12 protein-coding genes are annotated in these 16,479 nt (G+C 64.7%); 4 read left to right on the top strand and 8 right to left on the bottom strand.

Annotated features, from left to right (window positions below; translation table 11 throughout):
- Window positions 1-22: 22 nt before the first annotated feature.
- From cmk to PJK54_RS02140, 7 genes are all read right to left on the bottom strand, one after another.
- Complete coding sequence (cmk, locus tag PJK54_RS02170) at window positions 23-742, bottom strand: (d)CMP kinase (RefSeq protein ID WP_084208009.1); 720 nt, start codon at window positions 740-742, stop codon at window positions 23-25.
- A complete protein-coding gene (locus PJK54_RS02165; RefSeq protein ID WP_084209615.1) occupies window positions 739-2,988 on the bottom strand; it encodes a bifunctional prephenate dehydrogenase/3-phosphoshikimate 1-carboxyvinyltransferase in 2,250 nt (749 codons plus the stop codon). The genes cmk and PJK54_RS02165 overlap by 4 nt, the downstream gene beginning before the upstream one ends.
- Window positions 2,989-3,026: 38 nt before the next feature.
- Window positions 3,027-4,166, bottom strand: coding sequence for a prephenate dehydratase (pheA, locus tag PJK54_RS02160; RefSeq protein ID WP_371861094.1), 1,140 nt, complete (start codon window positions 4,164-4,166; stop codon window positions 3,027-3,029).
- A 12-nt stretch (window positions 4,167-4,178) separates the two neighbouring features.
- A complete protein-coding gene (gene serC / locus PJK54_RS02155) occupies window positions 4,179-5,273 on the bottom strand; it encodes a 3-phosphoserine/phosphohydroxythreonine transaminase (protein WP_077375238.1) in 1,095 nt (364 codons plus the stop codon).
- A gap of 58 nt (window positions 5,274-5,331) precedes the next feature.
- The gene (gyrA, locus tag PJK54_RS02150) at window positions 5,332-8,145 is read right to left on the bottom strand and encodes a DNA gyrase subunit A (protein ID WP_271302151.1); all 2,814 of its coding nucleotides are present in this window, start codon (window positions 8,143-8,145) and stop codon (window positions 5,332-5,334) included.
- 282 nt (window positions 8,146-8,427) lie between these two features.
- Window positions 8,428-8,919 carry an acyl-CoA thioesterase gene (locus PJK54_RS02145; RefSeq protein WP_271302150.1) on the bottom strand — a complete coding sequence of 164 codons (492 nt, stop codon included), beginning with the start codon at window positions 8,917-8,919 and terminating at the stop codon, window positions 8,428-8,430.
- Window positions 8,920-9,099: 180 nt separating this feature from the next.
- On the bottom strand, window positions 9,100-10,227 hold the full coding sequence (locus PJK54_RS02140) for a YHYH protein (RefSeq protein WP_271302149.1): 1,128 nt from the start codon (window positions 10,225-10,227) through the stop codon (window positions 9,100-9,102).
- 344 nt (window positions 10,228-10,571) lie between these two features.
- On the opposite strand from PJK54_RS02140, the gene PJK54_RS02135 reads away from it, so the two are divergent.
- Both PJK54_RS02135 and PJK54_RS02130 read left to right on the top strand, forming a co-directional pair.
- Window positions 10,572-11,492 (top strand): recombination-associated protein RdgC, encoded by a 921-nt coding sequence (locus tag PJK54_RS02135; RefSeq protein ID WP_176503170.1) that lies wholly within the window; start codon window positions 10,572-10,574, stop codon window positions 11,490-11,492.
- Window positions 11,493-11,546: 54 nt separating this feature from the next.
- Window positions 11,547-12,803, top strand: coding sequence for a 1-acyl-sn-glycerol-3-phosphate acyltransferase (locus PJK54_RS02130; protein WP_077375253.1), 1,257 nt, complete (start codon window positions 11,547-11,549; stop codon window positions 12,801-12,803).
- Between the two features lie 102 nt (window positions 12,804-12,905).
- Here the strand turns inward: PJK54_RS02130 and PJK54_RS02125 are convergent, their stop codons facing one another.
- On the bottom strand, window positions 12,906-14,369 hold the full coding sequence (locus PJK54_RS02125; RefSeq protein WP_271302316.1) for a TrkH family potassium uptake protein: 1,464 nt from the start codon (window positions 14,367-14,369) through the stop codon (window positions 12,906-12,908).
- 430 nt (window positions 14,370-14,799) lie between these two features.
- On the opposite strand from PJK54_RS02125, the gene PJK54_RS02120 reads away from it, so the two are divergent.
- Both PJK54_RS02120 and PJK54_RS02115 read left to right on the top strand, forming a co-directional pair.
- On the top strand, window positions 14,800-15,507 hold the full coding sequence (locus PJK54_RS02120) for a beta-ketoacyl synthase chain length factor (RefSeq protein WP_271302148.1): 708 nt from the start codon (window positions 14,800-14,802) through the stop codon (window positions 15,505-15,507).
- On the top strand, window positions 15,507-16,352 hold the full coding sequence (locus PJK54_RS02115; protein ID WP_271302147.1) for a lysophospholipid acyltransferase family protein: 846 nt from the start codon (window positions 15,507-15,509) through the stop codon (window positions 16,350-16,352). Before PJK54_RS02120 ends, PJK54_RS02115 begins: the two co-directional genes overlap by 1 nt.
- Window positions 16,353-16,479: the final 127 nt, after the last annotated feature.

The following is a 16,479-nucleotide window of genomic DNA, read 5'->3' as shown; positions in this document are numbered from 1 at the left end:
TGAAGGCCACGGACATGCCGTTTCAGCGTTCCGCCACCAGGCCATACTCGACCAGCAGCTGCTGGATGCGCTCGACCACCTGCTCGATGTCGAGATCCGTCGTATCGAGGATCACGCCATCATCTGCCGGCTTGAGCGGGGCGACTGCCCGGCCCATGTCGCGTGCATCGCGCGCCTGTATTTCTGTCAAAAGGCTCGAAATATTAGCATCCACACCCGCTTCCTGCAACTGGGCATGACGTCTGCGCGCACGTTCCTCGGCCGAGGCGGTGAGGAAGATCTTGAGCGGCGCCTCGGTGAAGACCACCGTGCCCATGTCGCGACCGTCGGCCACCAGGCCCGGCGCACGCGCGAAGGCACGCTGACGTGCCAGCAGTGCGGTGCGCACGCGCGGCTGGGCCGCGATGATGGAGGCGTTGTTGCCGACCGTCTCGAGACGAATGTCACGCGTGACGTCCTCGCCCTCGAGAATCACGCGAGTGGCATCCCCCTCGGCATCGAACTGGACATCGAGGTGCTCGGCGATGGTGGCCACCGCGGACTCGTCCTCCAAGGCCACACCGTGACGCTCGGCGGCCAGAGCCGTCAGGCGATACAGCGCACCGGAGTCCAGCAGGTGCCAGCCCAGGCTCGCCGCGACCAGACGGCTGATGGTGCCCTTGCCGGCCCCGCCGGGGCCATCGAGGGTCAGCACCGGCTCATCGCTCACCTGGCTGTGATGCGGAGTCGCTTCACCACTCATGACGCCTCCTGTCCGGGTGCCACGGCACCGAGGTTCTCGACCTGCATGCCGACTTCACTGGCCAGCGCCACGAAGTTCGGGAAGGAGGTCGCGACATTGGCACAATCATCGATCAGGATTTCGCCCTGCGCACGCAGCGCCGCCACGCTGAAGGCCATCGCGATACGGTGGTCACCGTGACTGTCGACCAGACCGCCACCGTAGGCACCGCCACGGATGTCGATACCGTCGGCGACGACTTCGTGCTCGACACCGATCTGCGCCAGACCGTCCGCCATCACCTGGATGCGGTCGGACTCCTTGACGCGCAGCTCCTCGGCGCCACGCAGGCGGGTCATGCCCTCGGCATTGGCCGCCGCGATGAACAGCGCCGGGAATTCGTCGATGGCCAGCGGGACCTGATCTTCCGGGATGTCGATCCCCTTGAGCGGCGCATAGCGGATGTGCAGGTCCGCCACCGGCTCACCGCCGACTTCACGCTCGTTGGAGATGCTCAGATCGGCACCCATCGCCTTGAGGATGTTGATCACGCCGATGCGCGTCGGGTTGATGCCGACGTGCTCCAGCACCAGATCGGCACCTGGCGTGATGGCCGCGGCGACCAGGAAGAAGGTCGCGGAGGAGATGTCGGCCGGCACGTCGATCGGGCAGGCCTCGAGGCTACCACCACCGGTCAGCCATGCCTCGGCGCCCTGACGCTCGACCTTGTAGCCGAAGCCGTTGAGCATGCGCTCGGTGTGGTCACGCGTCGGTGCCGGCTCGATGGCGCGGGTCTCGCCTTCGGCGTAGAGACCGGCCAGCAGCAGGCAGGACTTGACCTGAGCGGACGCCATCGGCATCTCGTAGCGGATCCCCTTGAGCGGCTGACCACCGTGGATACGCAGCGGCGGACGGCCATTCTCGGCGGTATCGATCACCGCGCCCATCTCGCGCAGCGGGTTGGCGACGCGGTCCATCGGGCGCTTGGTCAGCGAGGCATCACCGGTCAGCTCGGTATCGAAGGCCTGACCGGCCAGCAGGCCGGCGAACAGACGCATCGCGGTGCCGGAGTTGCCGACATATAGCGGGCCCGGCGGCTGCTTCAGGCCGTTGAGGCCCACGCCGTGAATGGTCACACGTCCCTGATGCGGGCCTTCGATGACCACGCCCATGTCGCGGAAGGCCTGCAGCGTGGCCAGGCTGTCTTCACCCTCGAGGAAGCCCTCGACCTCGGTCACGCCGTTCGCCAGCGCGCCCAGCATGATGGAGCGATGTGACATGGACTTGTCACCCGGCACACGAATGCGCCCCTGAACCTGCCCACCCGGCAGTGCACGGTACCGCACGTTCTGCTGTTCCATTGTCTGATAACTCGTCTGTTTCAATAGGGTATTGAAGTAGTGTCGAGCGTGGCTGGCGCGGGTGAATATCCCCAGCATCGCCTCGCCATCGCCCGCGGTCACGGCAGCACGCACTCGCGCTACCCCGGCCTCGAATTCATCCAGCGCCTCCAGCACCGCATCGCGGTTGGCCAGATAGACGTCACGCCACATCACCGGGTCACTGCCCGCGATACGCGTGAAGTCGCGGAAACCGCCCGCCGCGTAGCGGAAGATCTCCAGGCGCTCATCCTGACGCGCCAGGCTGTCCACCAGCGAGAACGCCAGCAGATGCGGCAGATGGCTGGTGCGTGCCAGAACCTCGTCGTGGCGTGCCACGCTCATGTCCAGCAGCTGAGCACCACACACCGACCACATGGCGGCCACGCGTGCCACGGCCTCGGGGTCACTGTCCGGTTCCGGCGTCAGAATCACCTTGTGATCGCGATAGAGCTCGGGATTGGACGCCGCCACCCCGCTCTTCTCGGAACCGGCGATCGGATGCCCGAGCACCAGATTCGGCGGCATGTGACCGAACACGCCGATCGCCGCGTCGCGGATCGCGCCCTTGGTACTACCGACATCGGTGACCACCGCATCATCGTCCAGCAGCGGTGCGATCTCCGCCATCACGCCCTTCATCGCCATCACCGGCACGCACAGCACCACCAGCGAGGCGCCGGGCACCAGCCCAGCCAGCTGAGTACTGCCGCCATCGATCAGCTTCATGCGCTGACCGAGGCAGATCTCGTTGGAATCCCGATCACAGGCGAGAATCTCGCCGCGATGACCCGCCGCACGCAATGCGGCGGCAAGCGAGCCACCGATCAACCCCAGCCCGACCAGCAGGATACGCCGCTCGCCGGCCAGCCGCTCCGAGGACAGCATGTCCGCCGCCGCGCCAGTCACTGCCTGTTCCGACTCGCTCACAGCACACCGACCGGGTAGGACCCGAGCACCTTGACGTCCGCCGCGCACTGACGCAGCTCTTCCAGCGTCTCCGTGATGAGCGGATCATCACGGTGGCCACGGAAGTCGATGAAGAAGACATAGTTCCAGGCACCCGAGCGCGACGGCCGCGTCTCGACACGGGTCAGATCGATCTGGTGGCGATGGAACGGTGCCAGCAGGTCATGCAGCGCGCCCGGCTGGTTGCGCATCGCCACCACGATGGACGTCTTGTCATCGCCGGACGCCGGCACCGAGCTGTCGCCGATGATCAAGAAACGCGTGGAGTTGTCGGGGCTGTCCTCGATCTTCTCCTCGACCTTCTCCAGCTCATAGAGCTTGGCCGCCATGTCACCGGCAATCGCCGCACTGTGCCACTCGGTGCGCACCTGACGCGCGGCCTCGGCATTCGAGGACACCGCGATGCGCTCGGCGTGCGGGAAGTGGGCATCCAGCCACTTGCGGCACTGGGCCAGCGACTGGGCGTGGGAATAGATGCGCGAGATCTTCTCGCGACGCGTATTCGGGCCCACCAGCAGGTGATGGTGAATGCGCAGCACCACTTCGCCGGAGATCTTGAGCTGCGAGCCCATGAACGAATCCAGCGTGTGATTGATGACACCCTCGGTGGAGTTTTCCACCGGCACCACGCCGTACTGCACCGCGCCGGCTTCCACTTCGCGGAACACCTCGTCAATGGCGGCCATCGGCTTGGTCACGGCACTGTCACCGAAGTGCTTGAGCGCGGCCTGCTGGGTAAAGGTGCCTTCCGGGCCGAGATAGGCCAGACGAATCGGCTGCTCCAGCGCCAGACAGGCGGACATGATCTCGCGGAACAGACGCGCCATCTCCTCGCCCTTCAGCGGGCCGGGGTTGTCGGCCATGATACGGCGCAACACCTGGGCTTCACGCTCAGGACGATAGAACTGCACCTGGCCATCCTCGCCCACGTCACCGGCCGCCATCTTGACCTCGGCCACCTGCTGCGCACAGCCCGCCCGCTCGCTGATCAGGCGCAGCAGCTCGCTGTCGATGGTATCGATGCGCTGACGCAGCTCGTCCAGCGTGACCGCCTTGGCAGCCACCTGCGGCGCAGGATTCTGCTTGGAATCCGTCATCTCACCTCTCCCTTAGCCGTGACGACGCGCAAAGTCGCCCATGAAGTCCACCAGCGCAGTGACGGCAGCTTCCGGCACGGCGTTGTAGAGACTGGCACGCATGCCACCGACACTGCGGTGACCGGCCAGATTGAGCAGACCCGCCGCCTCGGACTCGGCAAGGAAGGTCTTGTCGAGACGATCATCGGCCAGCACGAACGGCACGTTCATGCGTGAACGGTTCTCGGTGACGATCGGATTGGAGTAGAAGTCGTTGCCGTCGATGGCCGCATAAAGTGCCTGCGCCTTGCGATCATTGATCGCATTCATGGCATCGAGACCCCCGACCTCATCCTTCAGCCACTCGAACACCAGGCCTGAGAGATACCAGGCATAGGTCGGCGGGGTGTTGAACATGGAGCCCGCCTCGGCGGCCGTCTTCCAGTTCAGCATGGTCGGGCAGTCCTTGCGCGCACGCTCGAGCAGATCTTCACGCACGATGACCAGCGTCAGCCCCGCCGGACCGATGTTCTTCTGGGCACCGGCATAGATGACACCGAAACGGCTGACATCCAGCGGCCCCGACAGGATGGAAGACGACATGTCACACACCAGCGGCACGCCATCCGCTGCCACCTCGGGAATGTAGTCGAACTCGAGGCCGCCGATGGTCTCGTTGGCGGTGTAGTGCAGATAGCCCACATCACCCGAGAGCTGGATCGCATTCTGACGCGGCACGGCAATCAGGCCATTGCTCTCGCTGGAGGCGGCCACATGGCTGCCCACGGCCAGATGCTCGGCTTCCTTGATCGCCTTCTTGCCCCAGATACCGGTATACAGATAGTTGGCGCTGCCGCCCTCGCCCAGCAGGTTCAGAGGCACCCCCGCGAACTGGGTGGAAGCGCCGCCCTGCATGAACAGCACGCGATAGTGGGACGGAATGTCGAGCAGTTCGCGCAGATCCGCCTCGGCCTTCTCGGCGATGGCCACGAAGTCGTCGGAGCGATGACTCATCTCCATGACGGACAGTCCGCGGCCCTGATAATCCAGCATCTCGGCGCGTGCGCGTTCCAGGACAGCGGTCGGCAGTGCAGCAGGACCGGCGCAGAAATTGAACTTGCGTGTCATGTCGTCTTAATTCCCGAAAGTGAAGCGACCGCCCCGAAGGCGGTCGCAATCCAGCGTCTTATTCCACGTCTGTCGGCGGGGTATCCGTCGACTCGGCAGCGTCTCCCGCCTGCACCTGTTCATCGGTGCTCAGCGCGTCCTTCTTGCCTTCTTCCTGACCCTCGACGTCGTGAGCGACCGTACCGTCTTCGTCGATCACCACGACATCTTCCGGCTCGTCGACACGCACCGTGGTCACCAGTCGCTCCTCTTCCGCCGTGCGGATCAGGGTCACGCCCTGAGTGTTGCGCGAGGTGATGGACACCTCGGCCACACGGGTCCGCACCAGGGTGCCGCGGTCGGTGATCAACATCAGTTCATCGTTGTCGCTGACCTGAACCGCGCTGACCAGATCGCCGTTGCGCTCGCTGGTCTGCATCGCGATCACGCCCTGGCCACCGCGGCCACGCAGCGGGAACTCTTCCAGGCGCGTACGCTTGCCGTAGCCATTGGCCGAGGCCGTCAGGATGTAGCACTGCGGCACCTCACCGGTCGCAACGCCTTCATCCGTCGCGACATCAGTAACTGCCACATCAGCGCTCTCGACGCCATCCGCCGTCACATCCAGCGAATCATCGACGTCAGCCTCGTTGTCATCGATGGCCGTGGTGCGCGGGATGATCAGGCTGATGACCTGAGCATCGCCGATCAGACGCATGCCGCGCACACCGCGAGCGGTACGGCCCATGACACGCACGTTCTGCTCCTCGAAGCGGATCGCCTTGCCGTTGGACGACAGCAGCATGACGTGGTCGGAGCCGGAGGTGATGTCGGCGCCGATCAGACGGTCGCCTTCCTCGATGTCCAGCGCGATCAGACCGACGCTGCGCGGACGCGAGAACTGGCTCAGCGCCGTACGCTTGACCGTGCCGTTGGCCGTGGCGAAGAAGATGTAGCTGTCGGCGGCGTAATCACGCACCGGCAGGATGGTGGTCACCCACTCGCCTTCCGCCAGCGGAATCAGGTTGACCAGCGGCTTGCCACGCGAACCACGCGAGGCCTGCGGCATCTCGTAGACCTTGAGCCAGTACACCTTGCCCTTGTTGGAGAACAGCAGCACGGTGTCATGGGTCGAGGCGACCAGCAGGTGCTCGATGACATCCTCGTCCTTCATCGCGGTCGCCGACTTGCCACGGCCACCGCGCTTCTGGGCCTGGTAGTCAGACAGCGGCTGCGTCTTGGCATAGCCACTGCGCGAGACCGTCACCACCATGTCTTCCTCGTTGATGAGGTCTTCGATGGTCAGGTCACGACGGCTGGTCATGATCTCGGTGCGACGCTCATCGGCGTACTGGGCGCGCACTTCACGCAGCTCTTCGCGGATGACCTCCATCAGGCGATCGGCAGAGGACAGGATCTCCATCAGCTCGGCGATGCGCTCGAGGATGGAGGAGTACTCGGCCAGCAGCTTCTCGGTCTCGAGACCGGTCAGGCGATGCAGGCGCAGCTCGAGGATGGCCTGAGCCTGAGCCGGCGACAGACGATAGTGTCTGGCATCTTCAGACAGCCCCAGACCTTCCGGCAGGTCTTCCGGACGGCAGGAAGTGGCACCGGCGCGCTCGAGCATCTCGACCACCTGACCCGGCTGCCATTCACGATCGATCAGCTTTTCCTTGGCTTCCGCCGCACTCGGCGAGCCCTTGATCAGCTCGATCACCTCATCGATGTTCGAGATCGCCACCGCCAGACCTTCAAGAATGTGGCCGCGTTCGCGCGCCTTCTTGAGTTCGAACAGCGTACGACGGGTGACGACTTCACGACGGTGACGCACGAAGGATTCCAGAATCTGCTTGAGATTCAGGATCTTCGGTTGACCTTCGTGCAGCGCGACCATGTTGATGCCGAACACGGTCTCGAGCTGGGTCTGGGAGAAGAGGTTGTTGACGACCACTTCACCGGATTCGCCACGCTTGGTCTCGATGACCACGCGCAGACCGTCCTTGTCGGACTCGTCACGCAGCTCGGCGATGCCCTCGATCTTCTTGTCCTTGACCAGTTCGGCGATCTTCTCGATCAGACGCGCCTTGTTCACCTGGTAGGGAAGCTCGGTGATGATGATGTGGTCACGACCGCTCTTGTCGTGGTGCTCGATGGTGTGCACGGCACGCACATAGATGCGACCACGGCCGGTGCGATAGGCATCGAGGATGCCGGCACGGCCGTTGATGATACCCGCGGTCGGGAAGTCCGGCCCCGGGATGTATTCCATCAGCTCATCGATGGTCAGGTCGCCGTTGTCGATCAGCGCCAGACAGCCATCGATGACCTCGCCCATGTTGTGCGGCGGGATGTTGGTGGCCATGCCCACGGCGATACCGGAGGAGCCGTTGACCAGCAGGTTCGGGGTCTTGGTCGGCAACACGGCAGGAATGCGCTCGGTGCCGTCATAGTTGTCGACCCAGTCGACGGTGTCCTTCTCGAGGTCGGCCAGCAGCTCGTGCGCCAGGCGCGCCATGCGCACCTCGGTGTAACGCATCGCCGCGGCGCTGTCGCCATCGATGGAACCGAAGTTGCCCTGACCATCCACCAGCACATAACGCATGGAGAAGTGCTGGGCCATGCGGACGATGGTGTCATAGACCGCACTGTCACCGTGCGGGTGGTATTTACCGATCACATCGCCGACGACACGGGCGGATTTCTTGTAGGCCTTGTTCCAGTCATTGTTCAGTTCGTGCATCGCGAACAGCACGCGACGGTGAACCGGTTTGAGGCCATCGCGGACATCCGGCAAGGCACGCCCGATGATGACGCTCATCGCGTAATCGAGATACGACTGTTTGAGCTCGTCCTCGATGTTGACTGGCAGTATCTCTCTGGCGATCTCACCCATGATTCGTCAAATCCTTGAACTCAACTGTTGGCGCCACTGCGGCAGCGACAATGTTTCGGGGCAGCAACCGTATTTCGGGCAGCATCAGGTTTCGGTCGCTACTGCAGCGCGGCAGTGGCGTGAAGCGGACACGGGGTGCCAGCTCCGCGGCACCGAAGTGGCGGGATTATATCACTTGCGCGCTCACCTAGCAGCTCACACGAGCCCGCAAACGGATGTCAGTACGGTAGTACGGCCTCAAGGGCACGCGGCCCACTGCCGCGCCCCTGTCGCTGACAGCGCTCATTGCGGCTCGGGCGACAGCAATGATACCAGCAGCGTGCCGATTTCTCCCTCCAGCGGCATGGCCCGTCCGGTCTGGGTATTCATCAGCACGAAGGTGAAATCCGCGCGGGAGACCAGTGCGCCGGAGCGCGGATGCACCTCGCCCATGCGCGTCTCGCCCAGATGGATCTCCTGATGCATGATCATCTTGCGCCGCCCGACCCGAGCGAGTCGCGTGGTGATCACCAGCTCATCATGCACGGTGGCCGGATAATGCCAGTCCAGATTGACATTGACCGCCACCATCGCGATGCCCTCGCGCTTGAGGTCCGCCAGGTCCAGATGCGCGAGCATGAACTCCCAGCGCCCTTCTTCGTAGAACTCCAGATACCGGGCGTTGTTGACGTGCCCATAGCCATCCAGGTGATAACCTCGCACTTTCAGTGTCGTGCGACTGAAAGTGCCGGCGGTCTCATCGGCGGCGTCCTGTTGACGGCTGTCCTGTTGCATCCTTGCCTCCTGTGCGGGAAACGGATGAGCCTGCTCGGCCCTCGTCATCAGATCTTAGGCCGGGCACGAGCAGAAAAACAAACGCTTGGTTGAATGATCGCGCCTGCCCTGCACGCCATCCTGACAAGGCGGCGGGATCTGCCACGGACGATGCCCTTCACGTCCAGACCTGCAGGACGGCTACTCGCCGGGCGGGCCCTGCGGCGGCCTCTCGCCTCCCTCCTCGTCGAGGAAGTGCCCCTTCTCGCCCATGAAACAGCCGAAGATCTGGTTAACCCCCGGCGCGGAGGCGTGGTAGTGATAGCCACGCACCGGGTCCGTCTCGCCGCCACAGTCATCCAGGTCAGCGGGAACATTGCCGTCCTTGTCCTCTCTGGCATAGATGGAATAGCCATCCAGCGCATAGCCGATCATCGGCGAATGGCCATCCTCCTGAATGCCGATCTCGGAGCAGCCGGTGGCGGTGTGATAGTGATAGCCCTCATGCGGATTGGCATGCGCGCCACAATCATCGAGCACCCCCAGGGTGTGAGAGCTCAGGATCAGCTCCAGCGGTGCCGGCGGGCCGAACAGCACGCCATTGAGCGCCACGCCGGTGTTGGCGCGGCCGGCCAGCGAGGTCGGCTCGGCGGCCGGTACCGGCACCCTGGGGATCACGACAGTCTTCTCGATGCCGCCGCCCAGTTCCTCCAGCGGACACTCGAGACAGAAGTTGTCGAAGCCTTCGATGGGATTCGGGTTCCCCGCCACCTCGCAGCCACGCGCGCCATCGATCACGGTGATCTCCCCCGTGTTGACGTCGTACATCTGCCACTCCTTGTCCTGATAGAGAGTGGCCAGATTCTTGATGAACTCGCCGTCCACCTGATAGAGGGTGCCCTCGCCATCCATCCAGGTGCCGCCTTCCTCCTCACCGGAATGGGTATTGGGCGGGCAGAAAGGCCCCTCCGGCGAGGTTTCCGGGTCCGCGGGCGCACCGGCCACGCGGAACTGATAGCAGGTCGTCTGCGTGCCGCCGCTCAAGGTACAGTCGACGGTCTCGACCTCACCGACGATCGCGCCCGCGGCAAACATCTCAGGATCCAGTCCAACCGCCGCCGGGGCAGGTTCGCCGTCAGTGGCTTCCTCTGCAACGACTGTCTCTTTCGTGACCGTTGCACTGGCCGCCGCCGTGCTGGCCGCCCTGTCGTGCGCGTCATCCTCCCCGCTGCAGCCGAACAGCAGCAGGGTCAGCGCCGCCAGCGTCAGTGGTCGTGTCCGTTTCAGCGCGCTCGCGCCCGACGCTCTGCTCTTCACAAAAGCCGCCACAACCGTCTCCTCAGCAGTCCCCACAGCAGTCTTCATAACACCGTCGTCGATCACTCTGCCGCCCTCCGCGTCTCAAGTCTGATGGTCGATGCCTGCGGGTCGATGCCTGCTGATCGATATCTGTCGGTCGATACCGCAAACCGCCAGACCGCGAACCGCCAGGTCGACTCCAGACTAGCGCCACAGCGTGCACACAGTATGTCTTTGTGCTTGTGCGCGATGGTCGGCAACCGCAGTGTGACGCAGGGTCACGTCCACGGCGGATGACCCGCCGCATGAGTTTCGCCATAATATGCGCCATTCAGACGGGCAGCCCCCGTTCACCGGACTCAAGGACTGGTCGCATGTGGTTCAAGAACCTGCAACTGTATCGCCTGCACGATAGCGCACCGCTGGAAGAGGGTCGTCTCGCCGACGCCCTGCCGGAGCATGTTTTCCGCCCGGTCACCGGCGTCGAAGCCAAGCGTATCGGCTGGGTGGCACCGGGCGGTCGCAACAGCGACATGCTGGTCCACGAGATCCAGGGCCATTATCTGATCAGCGCACTGCGTCAGGAACGTGTCCTGCCCACTGCCGTGGTCAAGGAAGAACTCGAGGAGCGAGTCGCCGAGCGCGAGACGGCGGAAGGTCGTCCGCTGCGTCGCCGCGAGAAGCTGACCCTCAAGGAGCAGATCTACGAGGAGCTGCTGCCACGCGCCTTCACACGCTCCTCGCGCACTGACCTGTGGTGGGACAGCCGTCGCGGGCTGATCGCCGTCAACGCCTCGAATGCCAAACGTGCCGAGGAAGTCCTCGACCTGCTGCGCCAGACGCTCGGCTCGCTCAAGGTCACGCCGCTGGCCGTCGCGCAGCCGCCCTCCCAGGTGATGACCACCTGGCTGAAGGACGTGGCCTCGCGCCCGGATGACCTCATCGTCGGTGATCAGGTCGAGCTCAAGGCGCCGGGCGGCGAGGATGGCGTGCTGCGCGCCCGTCAGTTCGACCTCGACGGCGAGGAAATCCAGACGGCGCTCACTCTGGGCCGCGTGGTCAGCAAGCTGGCACTGGAAGTCGAGGGCCGCGTCGCGTTGATCCTCGGCGAGGACATGGCGCTCAAGAGCCTCAAGTTCGCCGATGCCGTCATCGATGAAGCCAATGCCCAGGAGGATGGTGAAGACCCCATCCTGCGACTGGAGACCGACTTCGCGCTGATGGCCCAGGTGCTCTCCGGCGTGATCGAGCAGATGACCGCCTGGCTGGGCGGCGAAGCTCAGCCGGGAAGCTGAGCGCCACCCCCTTTCTTCTCTTCTCAAGAATGACAATCCGGATGACGTGCGTCGATGACTGACACAGCAACGCCCAAGCCTGCCACGCCTGACGAACAGGACCCGTTCGCCAGGATTCGCCCCTACCACGATCACGAGGTAAGTGAGGTACTGGTGCGCCTCGAGCAGGACCGCGAACTGCTCGACACCCTGACTCGCTTCCGCCTGCCGGGACTGACCCAGCGCTTCCCGTGGCTGGCGCGCCAGATCGCTCGCCTGGCCATCAAGCGCGAGATGATGGGCGTGAAGGACGTGGCCAGTTTCCAGACCCGCATCGCCAGCTACATGGCGCGCATGATCCATACCACCACCACCAGTTTCGAGACGGTGGGACTCGAGCGGCTGTCGGAAGACACGCCGTATCTGTTCCTGTCCAATCACCGCGACATCTCGCTGGACCCGGCCTTCGTCAACTACGCGCTCTATCGCCACGGCCGCGACACGGTGCGCATCGCCATCGGCGACAACCTGCTCCAGAAGCCCTTCGTCACCGACCTGATGCGCCTCAACAAGAGCTTCATCGTGCCGCGCTCCGCCAAGGGCAAGCGCGCGATGCTGGCGGCCTACCAGTCACTGTCGGGCTATATTCGTCACTCCTTGATCCACGATCGGCACTCCATCTGGCTGGCCCAGCGGGAAGGGCGTGCCAAGGATGGCCGTGACGGCACCGAAAGCGCCATCATCAAGATGCTGACCATGGCGGCCCGCACCGCCGACAAGACACGCCCCTTCAGCGAGAGCGTCAGCGAGCTCAACATCGTGCCGGTGTCCATCAGCTACGAATTCGACCCCTGCGATCTGCAGAAGGCGCGCGAGCTGGCGGCCATCGCCAATGAAGGGCGCTACGAGAAGGTGCAGTACGAGGACATCCAGTCGATCGCCGCCGGCATCAGCGGTCACAAGGGGCGCGTCAAGCTGGTGTTCGGCGAGCCGCTCAAGGGCGATTTCGCCACTCCGGACGACGTGGTCGCCGAAGTCGACCGCCAGGTACTCCAGCACTACACCCTCTACCCGAGCCACCAGCTGGCACTCGAGAAGCTGGCCGCCAGCCGTCCGCAGCTGCGTGACGAGCCACGCCTGGCCGCCGCGCTGGATGTCTCCGCCATCAGTGGTGCCGAGCGCGCCGTGTTCGAGAATCGTCTCGCCGGCGTGCCGAGTGAGCTCAGGGACTGGTGGCTGGTGCAGTACGCCAACCCGATCCTCAATCGTGAAGGCCTGTCCATCGATCTCGACGAGAAGCTGGACGCCGCCGAGGCCACCGCCACCGACTGATCCCGCTCACGGGATACCGCCCTGGACACGACAACGCCACCGTCCTGCGACGGTGGCGTTGTCGTGTCTGGCCGCTTCATGCAGCCTGCTGCCGGCGAGCGCCTACTTGCGCCAGAAGCTGGGCGAGAACAGCACCAGCACGGTCAGGATCTCGAGGCGCCCCATCAGCATGCCGATGCACAGCAGCCATTTGGCGCTGTCAGGCAGCGGTGCGAAGTTGCCGGCCGGGCCGATGATGTCCCCAAGCCCGGGGCCGACGTTGGTGACGGCGGTCACGGCACCGGTCACGGCGGTCACCAGATCCAGCCCGATCAATGACAGCGCCAGTGCCAGCCCGCCGATGGTGATGAAGAAGAAGAACGAGAAGGCGATGACCGCGCGCACCACTTCATCCGGCAAGGCGCGCCCGTTGTAGCGCTGGGAGAAGACCCCGTTGGCATGGATCAGCGAGCGCAGGTGATTGCCGAGCATGATCAGGCCGATCTGCAGGCGGAAGATCTTCATGCCCCCGCTGGTGGAGCCGCTGCAGCCCCCGACGAAGGTCAGATAGAAGAAGGCCACCACCGCGAAGGGCCCCCAGGCACTGTAGTCATCGCTGGCATAGCCCGTGGTGGTCACCACCGACATGACATTGAAGGTCACCTGGGTCAGCGCCGTGAAGAGATCCTCCCCCAGCACGACGCGATAGAGCGTCAGCGCCGCGATCACCCAGCCCAGCAAACTCAGGAAGCCGCGCACCTGAGCATCGCACCACATCACCCCGGCACTGTCCTGCCAGGCGCGGATGAACAGCACGAAGGGCAGCGCCCCCAGCAGCATGAAGGCGGAAGCCATCCACAGCAGATGCGGGCGATCGGAATAGATACCCATCGAGCTGTCGTAGTTGGCGAACCCGCCCGTGGCCAGCGAGGTCATGCCATGCACCACGGCATCCAGCGGCAGCATGCCCCCCAGCCAGTAGCTCAGGATCGCCAGCAGCGTCAGCCCCACATAGACCAGCCCGATCGCCTTGGCGACACCCCCGGCACGTGGCAGCACCTTGTCGGACCAGTCCGAGGATTCGGTCTGGAACAGACGCATGCCACCCACCTTCAGGAACGGCAGGATCGCGATGGCCATCACGATGATGCCGATCCCCCCCACCCACTGCATCAGGCCCCGCCACAGCTTCAGGCCATCCGACAGTCCTTCGATGTGGGTCAGCACGGTCGAGCCGGTGGTGGTGATCGCCGAGACCGACTCGAAGACGGCATCGGTGACGCCCAGGTGGGTCGCGCCGAAGATCAAGGGCAGGCTCGAGTAGGCTGACACCAGCACCCAGCTAAGGGTCGTCAGCACGAACATCGCGCGGGGCTTGAGCTGCAGCTCCACCTGGTGCGAGACCAACAGCATCACCAGAGCCGATCCCAGCGTGATGCCCAGCGATATCGCGAAGGCCCACGCATCCGCATCGCCCTCTTCCAGCAACAGCAGCAACGGCACCAGCATCATCACCGCCACCACGCACAGCAGCAGGCCGAGCACCCGGACCACCGGCAGCCACTCCGTCACCTGCAGACGACGCATCAAGGCGGCACCGTGGCCCCCCGCTCTCGCCTCCCTCGGCGTGCTCATGACGTTGCCTCACGCATGATCGGCTTCATTCCCCATCCTCACCCTTCGTTATGACCACCAGAAGGCATGACAGGACCGCCCGGCAGGCGCACACGCCCCCCGCTGCCGGCGCTCCCATCGCCCTCAGGCCCTCGGCCTCTGGCTCGCTGAAGCGACACCTTACACCGTCATCGCGGGCAGTCCAGTGCTCATGCCCGCAAGGCGCCCAGCGCGCGGTGGCGCGAGCCGCCGGGTCCGCGACGTCTCACTCGCGCGGCATCGGGCATTTGTCCACCAGAGCACCAACGCTCGGCCTGATGGGCCGCTGGCTTGGGCTGGCCGTTTCCCCTGCGGTACACTGAGGCTCCAATATGGCAACGATGCGTTCACGGACAGGAACCTCATGCGTCTGACTGATTGGCGAGCCTGGCAGGCGAGTGCGACACGCACGACCCACGACGGTCGCACCGACATCACCCCCTCCCCGCGTGCCGAACAGGTACCGGCGATGCTGCGCCGCCGACTGAGTCCGGTCGGGCAGGCATGCTGCAAGCTGCTGTTCACCCTCGACCCTGAGGGTGATCTGCCGATCATCCACGCCTCCCGACATGGCGACACCAGCAAGATACTTGCCCTGCTCGACTCGGCCACCCAGCCGCAGGAAGCCTTGTCACCCGCACGCTTCTCGCTCTCGGTGCACAACGCCATCCTTGGCATGTACTCGATCACGCGTCAGTCCCATCAGCCGCTCGAGGCGCTCGCCGCCTGCGGTGACGAGTTCGATGCACTGATGAGCGAAGCGCTCGGCTATCTGGGGGAGCGGGAGGAAGTCATCGTGCTGTTCTCCGATATCGCCGCGCCAGAGGCCTTCCAGCACCACGGCGACTATCCCGAGCATGCCAGTGCCGTCGCCATGCGCTTGAGCCGTACCTCGCCTGAGGCCCCGCGGCTCGCCGCCTTGCCAGTCGACGCCGAGGAGCCGGCCCACCACGCCCCGACCCCCATCGAGGTGATCGAGTGGCTGGAAGCCGCCGGACAGACACCGCTCGTCTGTCGCCGGCAGGCCTGGCAACTGAACCCTCCTCCCGCCACTGACGCCGCGCTGCAGTGATGACGCCTCGTCGTGCCTTCGGGCTATCCTCCCCCCTCGGGCGACTGTGGCGTGGCATCGCCACCGCCATCAGCTTCAGCGTCTTCGGGCTGGGTGGCCTGCTGCTGGGGGGGCTGCTGCCCCTGCTGACAGTGAGCATGCGCGATGGCGAACGCCGCCAGCGCCTGGCGCGCCGCATCATCCATCACGCCATGCGCGGCTTCCTCCAGCTGATGCGCGGCCTGGGTGTGCTCGACTACCGTCTGCACGACTGTCAGCGTCTGCAGCGCCCGGGGCTGCTGGTGCTGGCCAATCACCCCACACTGATCGACGTGGTCTTCCTGATCGCGCTGATCCCCCACGCCGACTGCGTGGTCAAGGGGCGTCTGGCCCGCAACCCGTTCACTCGCGGCCCGATCCGCGCCGCCGGCTATATCACCAACAACGAGCCACAGGGCGTGCTGGATGCCGCCCGCGAGAGCCTGGCCAAGGGCAACGCCCTGATCCTGTTCCCCGAGGGGACGCGCAGCGTGCCGGGCCGCGCCCTGAAGTTCCGTCGCGGCGCCGCCAACATCGCCCTGCGCACGCCCTGTGACATCACCCCGGTGCTGATCGACTGCCAGCCCAGCACGCTGACCAAGGGCGAGCCCTGGTACCACATCCCCGCGCAGCGCGTGATGCTCAATCTCAAGGTACTGCCGGACATGGCCCCCGAGGTCTCCCGTACACAGGAGCAGGATGAGCCGGAGGCGCCGCTGTCCCGGGATGCCCGCGAACTGACCCGCCAGCTGGCGGGCACCTTCGCCACGCAGCTCGAGCGTTTCCAGCAGGCCATCGCGGAGCCTGACAGCCCCCATCAGGCATGAAAGTCTGTGCAGGAAGGCCAGGCATGAGTGGCAGACATGTCACGAAGGCATGCCGCAGATTCATCCAGATGGCATATCTGCCGTTATTGAATGACTGACCCCCGACATCATCGCTGATCCATGGATC

It is taken from the genome of Cobetia sp. MMG027, assembly GCF_027947415.1.
In the GTDB taxonomy this organism is placed as follows: domain Bacteria; phylum Pseudomonadota; class Gammaproteobacteria; order Pseudomonadales; family Halomonadaceae; genus Cobetia; species Cobetia marina.
This window is presented reverse-complemented; position numbering and strand designations above follow the sequence as displayed.